Genomic DNA, 22635 nt, shown 5'->3' with positions numbered 1-22635 from the left:
AAACAATCTTCAAATGGAACAAGCACTACAAACCATGATTAATAATATGCCAGAGAAAACTGGTAAATCATTAGACCAATGGAAAAAAATACTGAAAACAAAAGCCTTTGAAAAGCATTCTGAAGGCGTCAATTTTCTAAAAAAAGAACATGGAGTTACACACGGCTTTGCCAATACTATTGTAAACCTCTCTAAAGACGGAAATGATTCTCCTGACGACTTGGTATCTAATCAATATAAAGGCAAAGAAACCTTAGTTCCTATCTATGAAAAACTAATTTCGGTCGTAGAGAATTTTGGAGACGATGTTACCATCACACCAAAAAAAACCAGTGTAAGCGTCATTAGAAAACGACAATTTGTATTGATAAAACCAGCTACAAAAACCCGAATAGATCTAGGATTAAAATTGCCAAACAAACCAACCACAGATAAATTAGGTAATTCTGGACCTTTTGGGACGATGTGCACGCATCGCGTTCAAATCACGTCAGTTGAAGACGTTGATGATGAATTGATTGGATGGATGAAAGAAGCGTATGAACTAGCAGACTAACCACTACTCTATTTCCTTTACCAAGGACTCATGCATAAAACCTTGCAAGCTGTCATTAACTCGAAGATGAAACCATCGTTCTGTTTTTCCTATTATTTCAACTTGGGTTTTCTGTTCTAATTCTTGAAGTTTATCGGTTTTGACAGCGGCTCCAATTCTGAGTTCATTTTTTCGCAGTCGTGTTTCACCTTTCATAAACAAAGAGTGGTTTTCAAACTCAATTCGGTCCGTTAGTTTTACAAATGGCAACGGATCAACAGCTCCTCCTTTAGTGTAAATTCCAAAATGCAAGTGCGGACTCGTGGTTTTGGCATTTCCTGTATTTCCAACAAATCCTAGAGTGTCTCCTACTTTCACTCGTTCTCCGGTAGAAACCGCAATACTATCCAAATGCGCATAATACAAGGACTGACCGAAAATTCCATCGCGCAGCCATACTTGTTTACCTCCCAAGCCTCGATTACCAGTATTGGAAATAAAACCATTGGTCGCAGCCACAACAGGCGTTCCACGTTTTGCAAAAATATCAACACCCTTATGGGAACGACTGCCACCACCTCGCGATGCGCCCCAAAAACTCTGTATAGCCTCATTGTCTTTTCCACTCACTGGAAATACTAAAGTAGATTCCGTAAATAACCTCAGTCCAAAGTTGCTACTATTATTTCGATTGGGAAGAATTACTATTTTGTATGATCCTGTTTTAGTGACATCAAACTCTAAACGATTTGTCATTGGTTGATTTGAAATGATTGTTTTTTTTGAAATAACCGAATCGTTTTCAAACGCAAATAAATCGATTGCCAATTGTAAACTATCCGCCGTGATATTTGATTCTATTTTGAAACGTTCTCCTCGCTTTAAGTTTAAAGTGTAAGCGAGAACCCTAAAATCCGAAGCATCGGACTTTGAATTTAAAGTAGACGGTAATTCTAACTTTAAATGATTTTGTTTCGCATTGGTATACGTTTCTTCATACCGTTTAAAAAGACTATCGTTATCATCTAAAGTACGCTCAAAAACTTCTCTTGCTGAAGGTTTCGTAATTACGTCAGAAACTTTCTGTACTTGTTTACAAGATGCTAAGAACAGAAAAAGGATTAGAATTTTAGAGTTGAATTTCATACTTAAAAATAAACACAAACCATACCAAGAATTGTTATAAAAAGACTAAAAAAACAGCGAATCAGAGTTTAATATGTAAATTGTTCTGGTCATAGAAATCTCAAAATGATGGCATCTCTAAACTCTAAATTTAAAATACTAGTTCTACCTAATGAATTGATTAGAGTTCATTCATAAATCTATAGAGGTAAAAGAATCTTAAGGAATGCCTTAGCTTTGAAAAAAAATCACTGTTTATGAAAACTCAAAAATCCCTCTTATTAATATTGACCATAGTCTTTTTGTTATCCTGTAAAACGAACAGAGAAAAAGAAATGGCTGTATCTGAAGAAAAAAAAGAGATGATCTCTGATAAATCACCCGATACCGTACAGACCGCAATAGGTCAATTGATATTACCTCCACCTTATGCAACAGAATCCGTAAGGAACGCAAATGATCTTATAGATTGGCCAGAAGGCAAATTACCAATGGCACCCGAAGGATTTACGGTCACAAAATTAGCAGACGGATTCCAAAACCCACGTTGGACGTACATTCGTCCTAATGGAGACCTATTTGTCTGTGAGGCAAATACAAAAGACAGTGCAGGACTTATTACGCTTTTGAGAGATAAAGAAAATGACGGTACGATAGAACTTCGAGAAACATTTCTGGATGACCTAAATCAACCTTTTGGAATGTTAATAATTGGAAATCATTTTTATGTTGCCAACACAGACGGCCTTTATAAATATCCTTATAAGGTAGGTCAAACGTCTTTAAACGCTTCCGAAGGCGAAAAAATAGTGGATCTTCCTGCTGGTGGCTACAATCATCACTGGACCCGAAATATCATAACCAATGATGCAGAAGATAGGATTTATATTTCGGTCGGTTCCGCTAGTAATGTTGGTGAATATGGCATGGAAGAAGAAATTCGTCGCGCCAATATTCTGGAAGTAGATCTCAATGGAAACAATGAAAAAATATACGCTAGTGGATTGAGAAATCCGGTAGGTATGGATTGGAACCCTGTTAACGGTGAACTTTGGACCGCCGTAAACGAACGTGATAAGCTTGGCGACAATCTTGTGCCAGACTATGTTACAAGCGTTAAGCAAGGTGGCTTTTACGGCTGGCCTTATGCGTATTATGGTGCCATTGAAGATCCACGATTAAAAGGCGAAGCACCAGAACTTGTAGCAAAAACCATAGTTCCCGATGTTTCTGTTGGGCCACACACGGCATCGCTTGGACTCACGTTTTACGACGACGGAAATTTTCCTGAGAAATATAAAAACGGTATTTTCGTTGGTCAACACGGCTCTTGGAACCGTTCCGTACTTTCTGGATATCGCGTGGTTTTTATACCTTTTGAAAATGGAAAACCTACAGGGAAACCTGAAGATTTTCTAACAGGCTTTATTGCAGAAGATGATGACACTGATGTTTATGGAAGACCAGTTTGTGTTGCCGTCACGCCTTCTGGAGATTTATTAGTAAATGATGATGCTGGAAATATCATTTGGAAAGTGAGCTATAATAAGTAGTATCTCGGAAGCCAGAAATTAGATTACCATGAAATTTATAACGTTGAAAATGATAGCAATTATGTTCTCAATGGGCATAATTGAATCTTCCTACACCCAAAATATAAGCGGTCGCGTGATAGATCATTCAGGCTCATCCATTTCTGGTGTCGCTATCCTTTTAAATGATGAAGTGATTTCTGAAACTAATGATAGCGGTATTTTTACCCTATCCGAAAATCTGAACTTACCTTTAAAAATAGAACTAAATCATCCTTACTATTATATTAAAACAGTTACTTTATCTGAAAACAATTCAGTAATCAAACTGTCTGCTTTAGAAAAAACTTTAGATCTTGAGGAGGTAATTATCTCTTCTACTTATCAAAAAGAAAGTCAGGTTATTATTCCTACAGTCAAAATTTCAGCACAAAAATTCGAAGAATATAGTCCCTTGGATTTGGTGGCCGCAATTAATGAAACACCTGGCGTTTATATTCAGAGTGGCGCTATTAACACCAATAGAATCGTAATTAGAGGTGTTGGATCACGTACGCTTTATGGCACCAATAAAATACGTGCTTATTTTAATGGCATTCCAATTACAAACGGTATTGGAGAAACGTCGATCGATGCGTTTGACCCTGAGGACATCGGAAATTTGGAAATCGTAAAAGGCCCAAAAGCGACGCAGTACGGCACAAATTTGGGTGGTACATTGCTACTCAACTCAAAACAAGCTACGGCAGGTGAATCTTATTTTAAAAGTAATCTTACAGTTGGAAGTTTTGGATTGCTAAAAAACAATGTTTCCATGGCTACTGCAGATGAAAAATTAGCGATTAATCTTAATTATGACCATTTAAAGTTAGACGGATTTCGTGACAACAGCAATTATAATCGAAAAGCGGTTTTCCTGACTTCCAATTATAAATTTAACGCTAAAAATGAATTGGGCATTTTAATAAATTATACGGATTACTTTGCCCAGATACCGAGTTCCATAAGCGAAACTGCATTTAATGAAGATTCTTCACAAGCAGCATTTACATGGAACGCAGCACAAGGATTTGAAGATAACAAGCAAGTATTAGTTGGCCTTAATTATACCCATCGTTTTTCGGATAATTTTAGTAATACCACATCTGTTTTCTACAGTTACCTCGATCATTACGAACCGCGTCCGTTTAACATATTGGATGAATATACAAATGGCTATGGCGCCAGAACGCTCTTCGCAAAAGATTTTAAATTCTTAAATCAGAAAGCCAATCTTAGTTTTGGAGGTGAATTTTATAGCGATCAGTACAATTGGAAAACCATAGAGAATTTATATGAAGATAACAATAACAAAGGAAGTCTAGAAGGACAATTACTTAGTGACAATATAGAAAACCGAAACAACCTAAACGCCTTTGCCACTGTAACCTTACCATTTTCCAAAAGACTAAAAGCTCAATTGGGTATCAATTTTAATACGACCAATTACAAATTTACAGATGAATTTAATAGCGGAGAAGACAAAAAAAATGCAGATCGTGATTTTGATCCGATAATTGCTCCTAATTTGAATATTTTATATCAATTGACTGCAAATTCTAATATATATGCCAATATAAGCAGAGGTTTTAACTATCCTTCTATTGAAGAAACATTGACGCCAGATGGTGTTATAAATCCTGAGTTAGGACCAGAAACAGGTTTCAATTATGAAATTGGAAGTGAAGCTTTTTTATTCAAAAGGAAACTAAGACTAAAACTTTCTGCCTATTTACTTGATATTGATAATTTACTCGTGGCAGATCGTGTTGGCAATGACCAATATATTGGTCGTAATGCAGGTAAAACTGAACATAAAGGTATTGAGCTTTCTGCTTCTTATACCTATAAATTCGCCAGTGAATTTTTATGTTCACCATACATCAATGCCGAATTAACAGATCACCGATTCATTGATTTTGTAGATGACCAAAATGATTATTCAGGAAATGAACTAACAGGTGTCCCAGATACTAAAGTGAATGGTGGTATTCAATTTGGGTTTAAAAACTTAAATTTAAACACTAATTTTATTCATATTGGAGAGATGCCCTTAACCGATGCCAACACATTATATTCAGAAGATTATACCGTATTTAATGCTAAAGTAGCCTATAAAAATGCAATTACTAAGCATTTTGATATTGAAATCAATGTTGGTATTAATAACTTTCTGGATGCAAATTATGCCTCGTCTATACTCATAAATGCCGTAGGTTTCGGTAATTCCGAACCACGATATTATTACCCTGGAATTCCACGAAATTGGTTTACCGGTTTTAAAATTGCATACGAAATATAGTTGTAGAAGAATGAGACCAAAATTGATGAATTAAACATATACAAAATGAAAAAACATTTCTTAGTAATACTGACATTCTTATCTGCATTTCAAATGACCAAGGCACAAACCGATAGTTTGCAATGGTTAGACATTGAATTAGCAAATTATAAATATCCATATGCTGTTTTTAACTTAGAATTGAACGTTCAAGAGCAAGAATTAAAGATGGCATATATGGACGTAAAGCCTGAAAATTACAATGGAAAAAACATTGTGTTATTTCATGGAAAAAATTTTAATGGTGCCTACTGGGAAACAACTATTGATGCGTTGACCAAAGAAGGGTTTCGCGTTATTGTACCAGATCAAATTGGATTCGGAAAATCTTCTAAACCGGAGCACTTCCATTATACCTTCCAACAATTAGCACAAAATACCAAAACACTTCTGGATACTTTAAAAATTAAGAAAACTACTATTTTAGGCCATTCCATGGGAGGTATGCTTGCCACACGTTTTGCATTAATGTATCCTAACACGGTAGAAAAATTTATCTTGGAAAATCCTATAGGATTAGAAGACTGGAAACTCAAAGTCCCATACAAATCCATAGAATGGTGGTATAACAATGAACTTAAAAAAACTGCTGAAGGCATAAAACAATACCAGTTGAATAATTATTATGATAACAAATGGAAGCCAGAATACGATCAATGGGTGAACTTATTGGCAGGTTGGACGTTAAATTCCAACTATATAACTATAGCATGGAATGCCGCTTTAACCTATGACATGATTTTTACAGAGCCTGTTGTTTATGAATTCCAAAACATTACTGTTCCGACGCTTTTAATAATTGGGACACGAGATAGAACCGCCTTGGGTAAAGGACTTGTTTCTGAAGATGTAAGAAAAACCATGGGATTATATGACGAATTAGGTAAACAAACACAAGAGAAAATTCCTAATGCACAATTAGTGGAATTGGAAAACGTCGGCCATTTACCTCATATTGAAAAATTTGATAAATTCATTAAACCATTGATTACCTTTTTAAATCAATAGTGTTATTTTATATGTATTGAACTCACTATCAGTTCAGCAACATTAAATTCAATAAAGATTAAATTATGAAAACCATACTTTTAAATGACGGGAATTCCATGCCGATTGTCGGTTTTGGAACCTATAAAGCCAAGGACCAAGAAGGCATTGACGCTGTTAAACATGCGCTCTTAAACGGTTATCGGTCAATAGATACAGCAGCAGCTTATGGTAATGAAGATGCTGTGGGAAAAGGCATCAAAGCGAGTGGTATTCCAAGAGACGAAATTTTTGTGACCACCAAATTATGGCGTGAAGAATTAGGTTACAAAACTGCTAAGGAAGCGTTTGAAAAATCCCTCAAAAAATTGGGATTGGATTATATTGACTTATACCTCATTCATTGGCCTGCCAATGCTAAAAATTATGATAATTGGCAACAAACGAATGCAGAGACATGGCGTGCTATGGAAGAGTTACAAGCTGATGGAAAAATAAAATCCATAGGTGTGAGCAACTTTTTTCAAGAACATCTTGAAGCTTTATTCGCGACTGCCAAAGTGAAGCCAGCCGTTAACCAAATTGAGTTTCATCCAGGCTATTGGCAGCAAGAATTGGTCAATTATTGCAAAAAACAAAATATTGCTGTCGAATCCTGGTCGCCATTAGGAAGAGGCGAAGTTTTTGAAAATGAACATTTAAAAGAAATAGCAAAAACGCATGACACCTCTGTAGCAAAGGTTTGCCTTCGTTGGATAGTACAACATGAGGTCATTGCAATCCCTAAATCAACCACAGACGAACGCATTGAAGAAAACATCAATCTATTTGATTTTGAGTTATCTAATGAAGAAATGAATCTCATCAATAATCTACCTGAATTCGGATTTAGCGGAGAGCATCCCAATTTTTGGCCAGATAGGGTTTGATTTCGTATTTTCAAAATATACTTTGAATTTTACGACTTTACGCTATATTTTAAGTCTTCCGCTATAAACTAGGTTGGCTTTGGCTGTACATAAAAATAAGCCCTTCAACTTCGCTAAAAATGACACTTCTTCTCCGTAAAAGTCGAAGTTTTCAGGGGCAACATCTTAAATAGTTGTAAACTCCTTTGCTTTCAAATAAGCATTCATCGTATCTATCAAAACGTCTTTATTTTATAGCTAAAACCTCACATTAACGAACGCATTGAAGTGCTCAAAATTCAATTAAAAACCTAAAATCTTGAAGAATTAAATGAAAAAATACATTTCACAGCATCTCATTATCAAGCCACTAAAAATTTTTATTTAGAATTGTTATAAATAATTTGTTTTATTTAAAAGACATAAATATTTTTGTCAAAAATTAACTATTTATATTAAGTCTAAATAAAAACAAATGACAAAACTAATAACAACCCTAGCATTTCTTATACTCATAAACATCTCATTTTCCCAATCTGCAGACGTAATTGGAAACGTTACCGATGCTAACATAGCATCGCTTTCAGGCGTCAATGTTTCTGTAAAATACTCAGATAAAGGCGCTCAAACCAATGCAAATGGCGAATTTAAAATAACTAACTTAGAGCATGGAGATTACATAATTTCATTATCTTACGTCGGATTTAAAACCAGAGAATTTTCTATTACAATTTCCAATAATCAAACTGTTGATTTAGGTACCATTACACTTTACGAAGGAAACGAAATTTTAAGTGAAGTCCTTGTTAATGGCGAACGTCGCAACAAATTTTCAAGAAAGAAAACAGCCTATGTTTCAAAACTTCCTTTAAAAGATATTGAAAACACACAAGTTTACAGTACAATAACCAACGAATTGCTGCAATCCCAAGTGGTGACAAACTTTGACGATGCTTTAAAAAATGCTACAGGTATAGAACAACTTTGGACCTCTACTGGTCGTGGTGGCGATGGCGCTGGTTATTATTCGCTTCGTGGTTTTTCTGTACAACCACAATTAGTAAATGGCCTACCAGGTTTGACAAATGGTACAATTAATCCTGCAAATATCGAGCGTATAGAAGTCCTCAAAGGCCCTTCTGCCACATTGTTTGGAAATGCCGTGAGTTCGTACGGTGGATTAATAAATGTAGTCACCAAAAAACCTTATGTTGGGACAGGCGGTGAACTATCTTTTACTTCTGGTACCTATGGCTTAAACCAAATAGTAGGCGATTTTAACACGGCCTTGAGTAAAGCGGACAATTTATATTTTAGATTAAATACGGCTTATACTACTGAGCAAAGTTTTCAAGATGCTGGCTTTAGAAAATCGTTTTTTGTCGCTCCATCGTTATCTTATAAAGTAAACAATAGGTTGTCCTTTTCTTTTTATGGCGAAATCACCCAAGCCGAGCAAACCAATCCAACATTTTTGTTTTTAAACCGATCTGCACCCACAGAAGCTGCAAATCTTGATGAGTTAAGCTATAACAATAAACTATCCTTTACCAGTAACGATTTAGCACTAGAAAATCCGACCCAAAATTATAGAGTAGAAATGGATTATAAATTGTCTGATACATGGCAATCGCAAACCTTACTTTCTAAAAGCAACACTTCTACAAAAGGTTATTATTCCTATTTATTTGATTATGGTGTTTTAGGTGGCAATACATTTTCACGGTATATCAATAAACAAAATGCCAATACGCAAACCACAGATATTCAGCAAAACTTTATAGGTGATTTTAAAGTGGCATCTTTAAGAAATAGAGTGGTCATTGGATTAGACTACTTTAATGAAACCCAAACCAACAACAGTACTGGTTATGTATTTTACGGTAACATCACTCCGGATAGTGGTGCCAATGGCGACAACCCATTTACGGCAGAAGTTGAAACAGACTTGTATCCATTATCCACATCTGGAGTAGATGCAGCTTTAGCTTCCCAAGGCGTTAGTAACGCTAAATCTAAGTACCACATTTATAGCTTATATGCTTCAGATGTTGTAAATATTACTGAAAAATTTTCAGTTATGGTTGGTTTACGTCTCGATCATTTTGATAATGAAGGTGATTTGGTAACTCCTGACGATGACTATAACCAAACGACACTATCACCTAAATTCGGAATTGTATATCAACCGATAAAAGGTAAACTGTCTGTATTCGGAAACTTCCAAAATGGCTTTACAAACGTTGCCCCACAATTGGTTGGTAATCCTGATGACGGTCCACAAACCCTTAAAACTTTTGACCCAGAACAGGCCAACCAACTAGAGTTTGGAATTAAAACGAATTTATTCAATAACCGATTGAATGCCACAATTAGCTACTATGACATCACCGTTAAAGATCGCGTCATTACTGATCCGTCATCAATTTTCAACAAAATTCAAGGTGGCGAAGTTGTAAGTAAAGGGTTTGAAATAGAAATTAATGCCAACCCAACTAAAGGCTTAAATATTAGAGCAGGTTATAGTAATAACGATAGTGAAACAACTGTATCTGACAACACTGAAATTTTAAATAAAAGACCTTTGGAAGCAGGACCTGAAACACTCTACAACTTTTGGGCAAATTACGAATTTCAAGAGGGCATCTTAGAGGGTTTTGGACTTGGATTTGGAGGTAATGGCGCAAGTGAACGCTTTGCCATAAACTATGAATCTACAGTTGAGTTTATTCTACCAAGTTACACTATTGCTAATGCATCTATTTTCTATCAAGGCGATCATTATAGAATTGGTTTAAAACTAAACAATGCCTTTAACAAAGCATACTATAAAGGTTGGACAACCATTAATCCACAAACTCCAAGGGCATTATTTGCGAATATTTCATACAAATTTTAATTATTAAAAACTAAATGAGCGACTCTGAAAAAGAGTTGCTCATTTAAATTCTAGGCTAATGACATTCAATAAATTTATTTTTCAATTACACAAAATATTAGGTCTCGTAACAGGCATTGTTGTTTTTATAGTTGCAATTACCGGTTGTTGCTGGGCTTTTAGGGATGAAATTGAAAGTCTATATGACGATTATACAAAAGTCATACCACAAGAACAATCCATATTAACACCTACTGAAGCAAAAGCTTTAGCTAAAGAAGTTTTCCCAGATAATTCTGTTCATGGTACACTTTTTAAAAAGGCAGATGATGCTATTGAGGTTATTTTTTATGATGCAGATCCAGAATTTTATCAGAGTGTTTTCTTGAATCCTTATAGTGGCGGCGTTATTCAAGTAGAAGATCATCTTTCAGGTTTTTTTGCTTTTACTCTAAAAGGTCATACGAGATTGTGGTTACCAAAAGCTTTTGGTGAACAAGTGGTGGGCGCGTCAATTCTTATCTTTATTTTAATTATAATTTCAGGTTTTATCCTTTGGTTACCCAAAAAACTTAAAAACTTAAAGCAACGACTAAAATTTGATTGGAAAAAAACCACACGTTGGAAACGTAAAAACTTCGATTTACATACTATTGTAGGTTTTTATATCTGTTCCTTAGCATTAGTTTTGGCATTTACGGGTTCCGTTATGTCTTACAATTGGTTAAAATATGTTGTATATAAATCTACTGGTGGAGAGAAAGTAGCTGCCTTTATTATTCCTGATAACAAAAGTAAAAATCAAAGCAGCACTGAGGGTTTACCTATGGATAGATTGATTGTAAAACTACAGAAAGAATCGCCTGAAGCAGAATCTTACGAACTACATTATCCAAAAAGTAAAGACGAAAGTATTTATGTGGAAGTATCTAATAGTAAAGGCCTATACTACGATACGGATTTCAGATTTTTTGATCAAAATACTTTAGAAGAAATTGAAATTCCAGGTATTTATGGAAAATATAAAGACGCCAAATTAGCAGATAAAATACTCCGAATGAATTATGACATCCATATTGGTGCTATTGGAGGTATTGCAGGCAAGATTCTAGCTTTTATAATTAGCTTATTAACGGCAACCCTTCCAGTTACCGGTATTTTATTATGGTATGGTCGGAATTATAAAAATAAGAAAACAGAATAGATTTTCAAACGTAATCTACATTACAAGCTCTCCATAAAAATCAATCCATAGACTTCACTTACGATGCCACTACTTCGCCATAAAGGTCGAAATCCTCAGCTTCAATAACTCTAATGGTAGTAAACTCGCCTGTTTTCAAATAGGTTCTGGTCGCATCAATCAATACTTCGTTATCTACATCTGGCGAATCAAATTCGGTTCTACCAACAAAATAATTACCTTCTTTTCTATCTATAACCACTTTAAACTCCTGCCCTATTTTGGCCTGATTCAGTTCCCAAGAAATTTGCGATTGAATTTCCATAATGGCATTGGCACGTTGCATTTTCAAATCCTCTGGCACATCATCCTCTAAGTTGTAAGCGTGTGTATTTTCTTCATGGGAATACGTGAAACAGCCTAAACGTTCAAAGCGCATTTCGGAAACCCATTGTTTAAGTTCTTCAAAATGGGCTTCTGTTTCTCCAGGATAGCCAACAATAAGTGTGGTTCTAATGGTCATTTCTGGAACGATAGCCCTGAATTCCTTAATTAATTTTGTGGTCTTCTCTTTTGTAGTTCCGCGACGCATGGATTTTAATAAGTCATCTGAAATATGTTGCAACGGAATATCCAAATAGTTACAAATCTTCGGTTCACGTTTCATAACATCCAACACATCCATCGGAAATCCTGTCGGAAAAGCATAATGTAATCGAATCCATTCAATACCTTCAACTTTGACTAAGTTCTCCAATAATTCCGCAAGATTCCGTTTTTTGTATATATCTAAACCGTAATACGTTAAATCTTGTGCAATAAGGATCAATTCCTTAACACCATTGGCTGCCAGTTTTTCTGCTTCGGTTACTAAGTTTTCAATAGGCGTACTTTTGTGTTTTCCGCGCATAATTGGAATAGCACAAAAACTACATGGTCTATCGCAGCCTTCGGCAATTTTAAGATAAGCGTAGTTTTTTGGGGTAGTTGTTAAACGTTCACCAATAAGTTCATGCTTGTAATCTGCACCAAGTGCTTTTAATAATCCAGGTAATTCTGTTGTTCCAAAATACTGATCTACATTCGGGATTTCTTTTTGTAAATCTGGCTTGTAACGTTCGCTTAAGCACCCTGTTACAAATACCTTATCAACTTCGCCATCCTCCTTTTTCTGCATATATTCCAAAATGGTATTCACACTTTCCTCTTTGGCATTATTAATAAAACCACAAGTATTAATGACCACAACGTTTCCTTCCTGTTCATGGACAACATCCTTTCCGCTTGCTTTTAGTTGTCCCATCAATACTTCGCTATCGTAAACATTTTTACTACAGCCTAATGTAACAACGTTGATTCTATTCTTTTTTATAGTTTTGGTCCTCATGCTTTTTATAAATCAGTTTGCAAAGATACGGAATGATTTACGATATATGATTGTAGATTTACGATTGTAAAATTCTTGGTTTTAAACCTTTTGTATATTTATAGGTCTTAAATAAAAACTTAACCATGAAACCACGTCAACTTACTTCAATCTTATTGATTTTATTCATTGTTTTATCCTGTTCAAGTGACGACAGTGCTCCAGAAGACCAAGACCCACAAAGTGAAGCGATTTACTTTCCACCCTTAAATTCTGATACTTGGGAAACCAAAACGGCTGCAGAATTAAATTGGAATGAAACTGAACTTCAACCTCTTTTAGATTTTTTAGAAGAAAAGAACACCAAAAGCTTTATGATGCTTCATGATGGAAAAATAGTTGAAGAGCATTATTTTAATGGTCATACAAGTTCTTCACCATGGTATTGGGCTAGTGCTGGAAAAACGCTTACCACAGCAGTTACAGGAATTGCGCAAGACCAGGGATTAATAGACATTAACAATAAAGTGTCAGATTATTTGGGTATTGGATGGACGAGTGCGCCAGTGGACAAAGAGAATCTCATTACTTGCAAAAATTTATTGTCCATGAATTCTGGTTTGGATGACACCTTGGGCGACGATGTTTCTCCAAGTAATTTGCAATACGTTGCAGATGCTGGTAATCGTTGGGCCTATCATAATGTGTATGTGAAATTACAGGATGTTGTGGCCCAAGCTAGCAACACAACTTGGGACGCTTATTTTGATGACAATCTTAAAAATAAAATTGGTATGTCCGGAAGCTGGATACCCATTGGAGGCTTAAGCGTTTATTGGAGCAATACCAGAAGTATGGCAAGGTTCGGATTATTAATTTCCGCAAATGGCAAATGGGAAACGGAACAGATTATACCAGAATCTTATTTGAACGACGCTACAAACACCTCACAGCCCATTAATGAAGCCTATGGTTATATGTGGTGGCTAAACGGAAAATCAACTTATCATTTACCACAATCTCAATTTGAATTTCCTGGTGAGCTCATCACAAATGCACCAACTGATATGTATGCTGCATTAGGTAAGAACGACCAAAAGATTTACGTGGTGCCAAGCAAAAACTTAGTGGTCATCAGAATGGGAGAATCTGCTGATGATGTGAATTTTGGATTATCCGATTTTGATGACGAGTTTTGGGCAAAGCTTAATGCGTTGATTGATTAATTATAACCTTTTGGTGCAATTCTAGCTTTAGATGCTTGTTCGTAACAATAAGCCCATTCTAACAACTGTTTTTCTTGAAATGGTCTCGCTATAAACGTTAACCCCTTAGGTTCTCCCTCATTCGTATATCCCATAGGAACCGTTAGCGCAGGATATTCCGCAACAGCAGCAAAACCTGCATGATTATTATTTATTGACAAGAATCCATCTAGATCTTTTGCAACCATTGGCTTATCGAAATACTGAATACCGTTAGTTTTCAAAGTGTCTTTAATGCGTTCTAAATAAGTAGCATCTCCCTCATCCTCTGCAATACCCTTAAATAAATTTTGGCCATAAGGCATTGTTTTTAGAGAGTCTTTAAGGTTGAATTCCATGACATCAGAAACTGTTCTTAGCTTAATATTTGTATTGGTATAACCTTCCATATATACTGGTAAATCCTTTTTCATATCAAGATTTAACAAACGAATGAAATTTGGAAGCTCTAATTTTTCTTCCTCTATTTCAACTATTTCAGCACCTTGATGTTTTAAGACTTTGAGCGCATTGGCATATAATGAATCTTCCAATAATCGTTTGGGCGCGCCGAAACGTTTTCCTCCTAAAGCCCTCATCGAAGGTTTTTTATAATAGCTTGGTGATATTTTAAAATCAGCAGATTTTGAATCGGTTTTATCATAACCATAAATGGCATCGAGTACAATGGCATTATCTCTTACAGTTCTCGTAATTGGTCCTGCTGTATCCAAAGTTGATGAAATAGGTACTATGCCGCTGCGACTCACTAAACCAACAGTGGGTTTTAATCCAACAACCGAATTCTGACTTGCAGGTGATAAAATAGATCCTGCTGTTTCACTTCCGATAGCGGCAGCACAAAAATTTGCCGCTACAGAAACACCACTTCCCGAACTTGAACCACCTGTGTCAAATATGCGCCTTCCATAAGGATTCAAAGTTTGACCACCAACAGCAGAGTAACCGCTAGGACAATCACCGCAAAAGAAATAAGCCCATTCGCTTAGATTCGCTTTGCCAAGAATTAATGCGCCTTTTGATTTTAGTTGTTTGACGATAGTAGCATCTTCCGCAAAATTATCTTGTAAAGCTATTGCGCCGGCTGTTGTTGCCATACCTGAGGCATTTACGTTATCTTTCAAAAGAATCGGCATGCCATGGATTGGATGTTTCATTTGTTTATTCAAAAATTCTTGGTCTCTATGCTTTGCTTCATCTATTATATCAGGATGAATGGCAATTACCGCATTTAATGACGACGGATTTTCTCTGTCAAATTTCCTAATGCGGTACAAATAGAACTTCGTTAGTTCTTCATAGGTAAATTTATTCCTAGTTCGATTGACTTGCAGCTCAGTAATATCCTTCTCTAAAATATAAGGTTTCAAGCACTTGTAGTCCGCTTCTGTAAAGTTTTCTAGTTGGGGATTTATAGTATACCAAATATCTGCATTAGTTAAATTCTCAGAATCCAATACTTTAAAGTCCCTGAAATCTTTAGTAGAAATGGCACTTATATCATCATCTCCAACATCAGTGTTATCAATCTTAGTTTTTGATGCTTCAATTGCAGTACGAGGATCTGAGGATTGGTTGTTTTTACAAGAACAAATAATTAGTAAAACGAGGATAAAAAGATAATTGCGCATGATTGATGTTTTTATAAAAATACTAATAATACCTTTTAATTAAGAAAATGACTATCTTTTAAAAATATAATTTCAAATGAAGCTATTCAGAAAATTCAGATTCAATATGTTATTAAAAAAACAGATTGGGAAATACTTGATATATGCCTTTGGTGAAATACTTTTAGTTATGATAGGTATACTATTAGCTCTAAAAGTAAATAATCTTAATGAAGCTCGCATAGCTAAAGTAGAAGAAAAAAGTATCCTTATACAAATCAAAAAAGATTTAACACAAGAACAACAAGCTTTTGATTTTTTAATAGGTTCTCATAATCACTCCAAGATTTACTTTGATAAGGTGAAAAATAATAGTATTCCTACATCCAGCTTGGATTCGCTGTTTTATAAATTAAATATATACCAAGGTTTTGAACCCAGAAATGCTGGTTATATAGGTTTAAAATCTAGTAATAAAATAAAATCCATATCTAGTGACTCGCTAAGATCTGCTATTATTAGATATTATGAAAATGGTTTAGGCACTTTAACTACCAATGCTAAATGGGAAGAAAATTTTGTTCTGAATTATATCGAAAAATATCTCATTGAGAATAATGTCCCTATAAACGAAGATTTTATAATACAAGACACAACCTTTATTACAGATGAGTTAAATAAAAAAAAATTGAATACTTTAATTAATTATAAAATAGCAGCACATAAATATTTAATTTCTATAACTAGTTCAATTAGAAATAGAAATATATCAATAGTCGAAAAAATTAATAATGAGCTAGTCGCATTTTAAAGCTATTCAAATTAAATCTACTTAAAAAAAGAATCCACAAATTCATACTTATTAAAGACTTGCAAATCCTCAATGCCTTCGCCTACGCCAATATATTTTACAGGTATTTGAAACTGATCGCTAATTCCAATCACAACGCCTCCTTTAGCTGTCCCATCCAATTTGGTTACTGCTAAGGACGTTACTTCTGTAGCAGCTGTAAATTGTTTGGCCTGTTCAAAGGCATTTTGTCCGGTTGAACCATCTAAAACCAATAACACGTCATGAGGTGCATCGCTGACCACTTTTTGCATTACACGCTTTACTTTAGTTAACTCGTTCATTAAGTTCACTTTATTGTGCAAACGACCAGCTGTATCAATAATTATAACATCTGCATTTTGGTTAACTCCAGATTTTACAGCATCAAAAGCTACGGAAGCAGGATCTGATCCCATTTTTTGTTTTATCATTGGCACTTCTACGCGATCTGCCCAAACCTGTAATTGGTCTATGGCTGCAGCTCTAAAGGTATCAGCTGCTCCAAGTACGACATTCAACCCTTTCTTTTTAAACTGATAAGCCAATTTACCAATCGTCGTAGTTTTACCTACACCATTGACACCCACGACCATAAGTACATAAGGTGTTTTAGAACCATCAGCTTGTTTTGGTAATTCAGGAATTGTATATTCGGTTTCTTCGCCAGATTTGGTTTCAGACAATAAGGCTGCGATTTCTTCTCTCAGAATTTGATTTAACTCAGAGGTTCCTAAGTATTTATCCTTTGAGACACGCTCTTCAATACGTTCAATAACTTTCAAGGTTGTATTGACGCCAACATCACTTGTTACCAAGATTTCTTCAAGATTATCTAAAACGTCATCATCGACTTTAGATTTTCCTGCAACGGCTTTGTTTAGTTTACTGAAAAACGAAGTTTTAGATTTCTCTAAACCTTTATCTAGTGTTTCTTTCTTTTCGGAGGAGAATATTTTTTTAAAAAAACTCATTTTGGTTGTTAGGTTATTAATCAGCACTTCGACAAGCTCAGTGTGAGACTATTATTTACAATTACCACATTACAACAATCTTGCCTCTAGTAATTTACTGTTAAGATGTCAGGTATTCTCAAATATAATTAATATTTTGGGTATATATGTAAAAGATCCCGCTACAATGGCGGGATTTATTCAATCAATGGCTTTAATGTGTTATATCACAACTTTTAAAACAAAATATAACAAAAAAACTGCTTTCAAAGGAAAGCAGTTTCGTAATCGCTGTAAATTAATTACAGCTTATTTTTTGTTTAAAAAGTCATTGACAAATTCTGGTGCCATTACTGATTCTACAAACATGTAAGCTCCAGTTTTAGGTGATTTTACCATTTTTATCGCTTTTGTCAAACGCTTTGATCCTGTCTGTAAAGACGCTACTGATTTCTTTGCCATGTCTCCTAATTATTTAATTTCTTTATGAACTGTCATACGCTTAAGGATAGGATTAAATTTCTTAATCTCCATACGGTCTGGCGTATTCTTCTTATTTTTTGTTGTGATATATCTTGAAGTTCCTGGTTGACCAGAAGTTTTGTGCTCTGTGCACTCTAAGATCACTTGTATTCTATTTCCTCTTTTTGCCATTGTAAATTGACTTAAGCGTAAACGCTATTATTTGTAAAATCCTTTTGCTCTAGCTTCTTTTAACATCGCTTCGATACCAATTTTATTGATAGTCTTTAATGCAGATGTAGAAACTTTTAATGTTACCCACTTCTCTTTTGAAGGAATGTAAAAACGTTTTTTGATCAAATTAGCATCAAATGTACGTCTTGTTTTATTCATAGCGTGAGAAACATTGTTTCCAACCATCGCTTTTTTCCCAGTAAGTTCACAAACTCTTGACATTGTTTTCTTTCTTTAGGTCTATTATTGTTTTTCTGCTAATTCCTAATTTTGTTATTGTTTTTTAGGGTAATCCTTGTAAACAGTGGTATTAAGAATCTAAAATCCGAACATGGATATTTTAAACAGGGTGCAAATTTAATAAAACTTTACGTTTCAACAAACATAAAACTCTACTTTTTCAAAAAAAGTTTCTGCAGCATTTCAAACGCTTTATTTGTAGCTCTGCCAATGACTTTTTCCCGATGATTTCCAAAGTTAAAAACTTCAGAATAAACCTTATCTTTTGTGGCAATAGCAATCCAAACGGTACCGACCTCAGCATCTGAATCTCCTTTTGAAGGACCAGCATTGCCAGTGGTACTTATGGCATAATCGCTATTGAATAAAATTCTCACATTCTTTGCCATGGCTTCTGCCACTTCTTTACTAACAACAGAATGGGTTTGAATGTCCGTTTCCGAAACGTTTAATAGTTTCACTTTAGTTTCCGTGGCATAAGTGACCACACTGCCTTTAAAATAGGCTGAAGCTCCTGCAATTGCTGTAAACGATTCCGCAATTCGCCCTCCTGTGCAACTTTCTGCTATGGCTAATGTTTTTCCTGCTATGGTCAATTGTTTTCCGATTACAGCTTCTATAGATTCGTCTTCTTCATAACCAACGAATACATCTTCTATTTGCGGTAATACTAAATTGACTTGATTTTGAATTTCGTCTTCGAGCATCTTTCTATCAAAAGATTTCCCTGACAATCGTAATCTTACACGACCCAAACTTGGTAAATAAGCTAATTTTATAAAGTTCGGTAAATTATCTTCCCATTTTTCAATACGTTCTGCCAATGAACTCTCTCCAAGACCATATGTCAACATAGTTTTGTGCATAATATAAGGAAACTTGAATTGCACTCTTAACTTTGGGATGACTTGCTCTGTGATTAAAGCTTTCATTTCATAAGGTACACCAGGAAGCGATACAAAAACTTTTCCATTTTTCTCTAACCACATGCCTGGTGCAGTGCCATTATAATTCATCAATACTTTTGATTGTGACGGCACTAGGGCTTGTTGTTTATTAACCTCTAAAAGTGGTATGTCATATTTTGAAAAAATAGCTTCAACATTTGCCAAAACGGCTTTGTCTTCAACTAATGTATCATTAAAGTATTCGCAAATAGTGTGTTTGGTAATATCATCTTTGGTAGGTCCTAATCCTCCAGTGATGATAATAATATCTGCATTTTCCTCAGCTTCTTTAAGGGCTTTTAGAATATGCGATTTGTCATCTTGAATAGAGGTTATCTGATAGATTGATATACCGACCTTATTAAATTCTTTACCTAAAAATGCCGAATTTGTATCTACAATCTGACCAATGAGAATTTCATCTCCAATGGTAATGATTTCTGCTTGCATTTATTAAACCCGTTTAAAGACCGAAATCGGCTTTAATTTCATTGACCGCATTATCTACCGCAGATAACACCGTCATGAGTTGTTGGTCTATATTTTTGTCCGTTTGCTCAAACTTTCCCCAATCTTGTACTTCGATCAACGTGTCTAAAACTCCAAGTTCGAACAAATCTATAGTTGGTTTCATTTTATGTGCCGCTTGATACACTTCTTTATAATCTTTTGCTGGTACTGCGGTTCTTAAACGTTCCGCATCTTCTGGTACTTCCTCTAAAAAAGCGGCTGCCAGTGCTGCGACGAAATCTTCGTCATTATCAGCCATTTCTCGCACGCGATGTAATTTATAATGTTGTGACATTTATTTAATTTTTATGGAGAACATTTCCTCGCTCTCAAGATAGCCTTTTAATTGATCATCTGCAAAAACTTTACCAACTCCGGCTGGTGTGCCCGTAAATATAATGTCTCCAATTTTTAAAGTGAAATATTTTGACACATATTCTATAATTTCATCAATTTTCCATAACATTAACTCTGTATTTGCATTCTGAACGATGGCTCCATTCCTTTCTAATCTGAAATTGATATGGTCTACATTCTCAAAACTAGATTTTGGCAACCATTTCCCAACTACAGCAGCGCCATCAAAGGCTTTGGCCTTTTCCCAAGGTAAGCCTTTGGCTTTTAGTTGCGCTTGAAGATCTCTTGCGGTAAAGTCTATGCCAAGTCCGATTTGGTCATAATATTTAGGTGCAAATTTCTTATCGATATACTTCCCTACTTTACTGATTTTTACCAAAACTTCAACCTCGTAATGCACATCATCAGAAAAATCTGGAATAAAAAATGGTTGTTTCTTTAACAAAATCGAAGTATCCGGTTTTAAAAAGATAACTGGATCTGTCGGTTTTTCGTTTTTTAGTTCATTGATGTGATCGGTGTAGTTACGACCTATGCAGATTAGTTTCATGTTGAAAAAGATAATAGAATCTAGACCGCTTCGCTGTTAGAGATTAGACGCTAGTCGATTTAAATTAATTTTTGCTATTGGTTTGTAGTTTGTGGTTTATAGTTCTTTAAACGGGAATGTTCATTAAAGTGTGTCATCATTTAAAAATCTATTTTCAAAGTAGTCTATAAGATCCCTTTTTACTTTTTACTTCTTACTTTATACTTTTTACTTCGTACTTCAAACTTCGAGCTTCAGGCCTCATACCTATTGCCCAATTCCTCATGCCTAACTGAGCTTATTATTAAACTGACGCAACTTTATGGCAGTCAAAACCTTCTTAGTGTACAATGGGAAATCAGCATTCAGCAACCACCCAAAATAACCAGGCTCTTTGTCCAACACATCTACTACTCGCTTTCCTTTATGCTTACCGAAAGAAAAACATTCCTCCCCTTCTTTATTAAATACCAAGAACCCTGCGAAATCCGCGAATTTTTTACGTGAGCTGAATTCTGCTAAAAACTTAGTGTCGTTTTCTAAATCTTCATAGCGATCTAATTGTGCTTTCAACACTTCATAAGTCGCTTTGGTATCTGCCTCTGCGCTGTGTGCATCACTTAAGTCTTTATCGCAGTAAAACTTGTAGGCAGCCACTAAAGTACGCTGTTCCATTTTGTGAAAAATGGTTTGAACATCTACAGATTGTGTGTTTTTCATATCGAAATCAACTTCTGCACGCAACATTTCTTCTGCCAATAGTGGAATATCGAACCGATTAGAATTAAATCCACCCAAATCAGAATCTTTAATGAGATTATAGATTTCTTTAGATAACTCTTTAAAAGTGGGTTTATCCGCAACATCAGCATCTGAAATTCCATGAATAGCTGTGACCTCTGCAGGAATTGGCATTTCCGGATTCACGACCCAAGTTTTGGCCTCTTCCTTACCATTAGGATGTACTTTTAGGATTGAAATTTCTACGATTCTGTCTTTTGAAATGTTGACACCTGTGGTTTCCAGATCGAAAAAACAGATGGGTTTTGCGAGATTAAGTTGCATTGGTTTTTGAATTTGTGCAAAGGTAATTAGAAATCTCTGAATTGACGATGTAGGATTGAAAAAGCTGACTTTAGCTAATACTATTGAAACATATTCAATTATAATTCGTCTTTAATTAATAAAGAAAAATGCAATAGATTAAAAAAGTTACGTCTTTATAAATGAGAGCTGCAAAAAAGCACTTTTAAATGAACCAATCAGAAAACAGTAAAAAGTTAAACACATTTTTTAATGAGGAATATACTTCTCTTAAAAATTATGTGAGCTCAAATCTTAAAGCCAGTGTCAACAAAGACCCTGAGGATATAATTCAAGATGTAGCTTTAAAACTATTTACTGGTGCTGATCGGTATTCACCTATAAATAACGTCGCGGGTTTTGTATATCGCGCTATTAAAAATAAACTTATAGATGTGATGCGAGCATCCAAAAGAACCAAAGTTGAATATGAATCGCAGAACGAAGCTAAATTGTTGGAATTTGCGTCCATGATTTATGATGGTCAATCAAATTTTTATTCTGAACACTTACAGCAAGAATTAAAAACAGCAATCATTAACCTTAAACCTAATTATAGGGCTATTATAATCGCTATAGACTTTGAAGGTTACACCTACAAAGAGGTTGAACAAGAGACAGGAATTCCCATGGGTACCCTAATGTCTAGGAGACACAGAGCTATTTCATATTTGTATAAAAATCTAAAATCAAAACAAGAAACAAACATTTAAAATAAAAGA

General features: G+C 35.0%; 21 protein-coding genes. 10 read left to right on the top strand and 11 right to left on the bottom strand.

Features of this window, described 5'->3' with window-relative positions; genetic code table 11:
• Positions 1 to 13 precede the first annotated feature (13 nt).
• Positions 14 to 556, top strand: a complete 543-nt coding sequence (locus tag HM990_RS04790) for a DUF4287 domain-containing protein (protein ID WP_178987850.1) — start codon at positions 14 to 16, stop codon at positions 554 to 556.
• A gap of 3 nt (positions 557 to 559) precedes the next feature.
• Here the strand turns inward: HM990_RS04790 and HM990_RS04785 are convergent, their stop codons facing one another.
• Entirely contained in the window at positions 560 to 1681 is a 1122-nt protein-coding gene (locus HM990_RS04785) for a M23 family metallopeptidase (protein ID WP_178987849.1), read from the bottom strand.
• Between the two features lie 236 nt (positions 1682 to 1917).
• Between HM990_RS04785 and HM990_RS04780 the strand changes: the two genes are divergently transcribed.
• The 6 genes from HM990_RS04780 to HM990_RS04755 all read left to right on the top strand — a co-directional run bounded on the left by HM990_RS04780 (position 1918) and on the right by HM990_RS04755 (position 11549).
• Complete coding sequence (locus HM990_RS04780) at positions 1918 to 3213, top strand: PQQ-dependent sugar dehydrogenase (RefSeq protein WP_178987848.1); 1296 nt, start codon at positions 1918 to 1920, stop codon at positions 3211 to 3213.
• A 28-nt stretch (positions 3214 to 3241) separates the two neighbouring features.
• Positions 3242 to 5533, top strand: coding sequence for a TonB-dependent receptor family protein (locus tag HM990_RS04775; RefSeq protein ID WP_178987847.1), 2292 nt, complete (start codon positions 3242 to 3244; stop codon positions 5531 to 5533).
• Positions 5534 to 5578: 45 nt separating this feature from the next.
• Positions 5579 to 6580 carry an alpha/beta fold hydrolase gene (locus HM990_RS04770; protein WP_178987846.1) on the top strand — a complete coding sequence of 334 codons (1002 nt, stop codon included), beginning with the start codon at positions 5579 to 5581 and terminating at the stop codon, positions 6578 to 6580.
• Between the two features lie 65 nt (positions 6581 to 6645).
• A complete protein-coding gene (locus HM990_RS04765; protein WP_178987845.1) occupies positions 6646 to 7488 on the top strand; it encodes an aldo/keto reductase in 843 nt (280 codons plus the stop codon).
• 454 nt (positions 7489 to 7942) lie between these two features.
• The gene (locus HM990_RS04760; RefSeq protein ID WP_178987844.1) at positions 7943 to 10366 is read left to right on the top strand and encodes a TonB-dependent receptor; all 2424 of its coding nucleotides are present in this window, start codon (positions 7943 to 7945) and stop codon (positions 10364 to 10366) included.
• Between the two features lie 58 nt (positions 10367 to 10424).
• Positions 10425 to 11549 carry a PepSY-associated TM helix domain-containing protein gene (locus HM990_RS04755; RefSeq protein WP_178987843.1) on the top strand — a complete coding sequence of 375 codons (1125 nt, stop codon included), beginning with the start codon at positions 10425 to 10427 and terminating at the stop codon, positions 11547 to 11549.
• A 58-nt stretch (positions 11550 to 11607) separates the two neighbouring features.
• Here the strand turns inward: HM990_RS04755 and rimO are convergent, their stop codons facing one another.
• Positions 11608 to 12915, bottom strand: coding sequence for a 30S ribosomal protein S12 methylthiotransferase RimO (rimO, locus tag HM990_RS04750; RefSeq protein ID WP_178987842.1), 1308 nt, complete (start codon positions 12913 to 12915; stop codon positions 11608 to 11610).
• A gap of 125 nt (positions 12916 to 13040) precedes the next feature.
• Here rimO and HM990_RS04745 point away from each other — a divergent pair, with 125 nt between their 5' ends.
• Positions 13041 to 14120 (top strand): serine hydrolase domain-containing protein, encoded by a 1080-nt coding sequence (locus tag HM990_RS04745; protein WP_178987841.1) that lies wholly within the window; start codon positions 13041 to 13043, stop codon positions 14118 to 14120.
• On the opposite strand, the gene HM990_RS04740 is transcribed toward HM990_RS04745, so the two are convergent.
• Positions 14117 to 15790, bottom strand: a complete 1674-nt coding sequence (locus HM990_RS04740) for an amidase family protein (RefSeq protein WP_178987840.1) — start codon at positions 15788 to 15790, stop codon at positions 14117 to 14119. The genes HM990_RS04745 and HM990_RS04740 overlap by 4 nt on opposite strands.
• Before the next feature lie 106 nt (positions 15791 to 15896).
• On the opposite strand from HM990_RS04740, the gene HM990_RS04735 reads away from it, so the two are divergent.
• Positions 15897 to 16580 carry a DUF6090 family protein gene (locus HM990_RS04735; protein ID WP_178987839.1) on the top strand — a complete coding sequence of 228 codons (684 nt, stop codon included), beginning with the start codon at positions 15897 to 15899 and terminating at the stop codon, positions 16578 to 16580.
• A gap of 17 nt (positions 16581 to 16597) precedes the next feature.
• Here HM990_RS04735 and ftsY read toward each other — a convergent pair whose 3' ends face one another.
• The 8 genes from ftsY to HM990_RS04695 all read right to left on the bottom strand — a co-directional run bounded on the left by ftsY (position 16598) and on the right by HM990_RS04695 (position 21895).
• Positions 16598 to 17572, bottom strand: coding sequence for a signal recognition particle-docking protein FtsY (gene ftsY / locus HM990_RS04730; protein WP_178987838.1), 975 nt, complete (start codon positions 17570 to 17572; stop codon positions 16598 to 16600).
• Between the two features lie 288 nt (positions 17573 to 17860).
• On the bottom strand, positions 17861 to 18013 hold the full coding sequence (locus tag HM990_RS04725; protein ID WP_008271041.1) for a DUF4295 domain-containing protein: 153 nt from the start codon (positions 18011 to 18013) through the stop codon (positions 17861 to 17863).
• A gap of 9 nt (positions 18014 to 18022) precedes the next feature.
• Entirely contained in the window at positions 18023 to 18205 is a 183-nt protein-coding gene (gene rpmG, locus HM990_RS04720; RefSeq protein WP_020896723.1) for a 50S ribosomal protein L33, read from the bottom strand.
• A 27-nt stretch (positions 18206 to 18232) separates the two neighbouring features.
• Positions 18233 to 18469 carry a 50S ribosomal protein L28 gene (rpmB, locus tag HM990_RS04715; protein ID WP_178987837.1) on the bottom strand — a complete coding sequence of 79 codons (237 nt, stop codon included), beginning with the start codon at positions 18467 to 18469 and terminating at the stop codon, positions 18233 to 18235.
• A 170-nt stretch (positions 18470 to 18639) separates the two neighbouring features.
• On the bottom strand, positions 18640 to 19884 hold the full coding sequence (locus HM990_RS04710) for a competence/damage-inducible protein A (protein ID WP_178987836.1): 1245 nt from the start codon (positions 19882 to 19884) through the stop codon (positions 18640 to 18642).
• A 13-nt stretch (positions 19885 to 19897) separates the two neighbouring features.
• Positions 19898 to 20239 carry an Hpt domain-containing protein gene (locus HM990_RS04705; RefSeq protein ID WP_178987835.1) on the bottom strand — a complete coding sequence of 114 codons (342 nt, stop codon included), beginning with the start codon at positions 20237 to 20239 and terminating at the stop codon, positions 19898 to 19900.
• Positions 20240 to 20851: a fumarylacetoacetate hydrolase family protein gene (locus HM990_RS04700; RefSeq protein ID WP_178987834.1), complete on the bottom strand. Its 612-nt coding sequence runs from the start codon at positions 20849 to 20851 to the stop codon at positions 20240 to 20242.
• A 267-nt stretch (positions 20852 to 21118) separates the two neighbouring features.
• On the bottom strand, positions 21119 to 21895 hold the full coding sequence (locus HM990_RS04695) for a 3'-5' exonuclease (RefSeq protein WP_178987833.1): 777 nt from the start codon (positions 21893 to 21895) through the stop codon (positions 21119 to 21121).
• A gap of 188 nt (positions 21896 to 22083) precedes the next feature.
• Here HM990_RS04695 and HM990_RS04690 point away from each other — a divergent pair, with 188 nt between their 5' ends.
• Complete coding sequence (locus tag HM990_RS04690; RefSeq protein ID WP_178987832.1) at positions 22084 to 22626, top strand: RNA polymerase sigma factor; 543 nt, start codon at positions 22084 to 22086, stop codon at positions 22624 to 22626.
• Positions 22627 to 22635 lie beyond the last annotated feature (9 nt).

This window comes from Winogradskyella schleiferi, from assembly GCF_013394655.1.
In the GTDB taxonomy this organism is placed as follows: Bacteria; Bacteroidota; Bacteroidia; order Flavobacteriales; family Flavobacteriaceae; genus Winogradskyella; species Winogradskyella schleiferi.
This window is presented reverse-complemented; position numbering and strand designations above follow the sequence as displayed.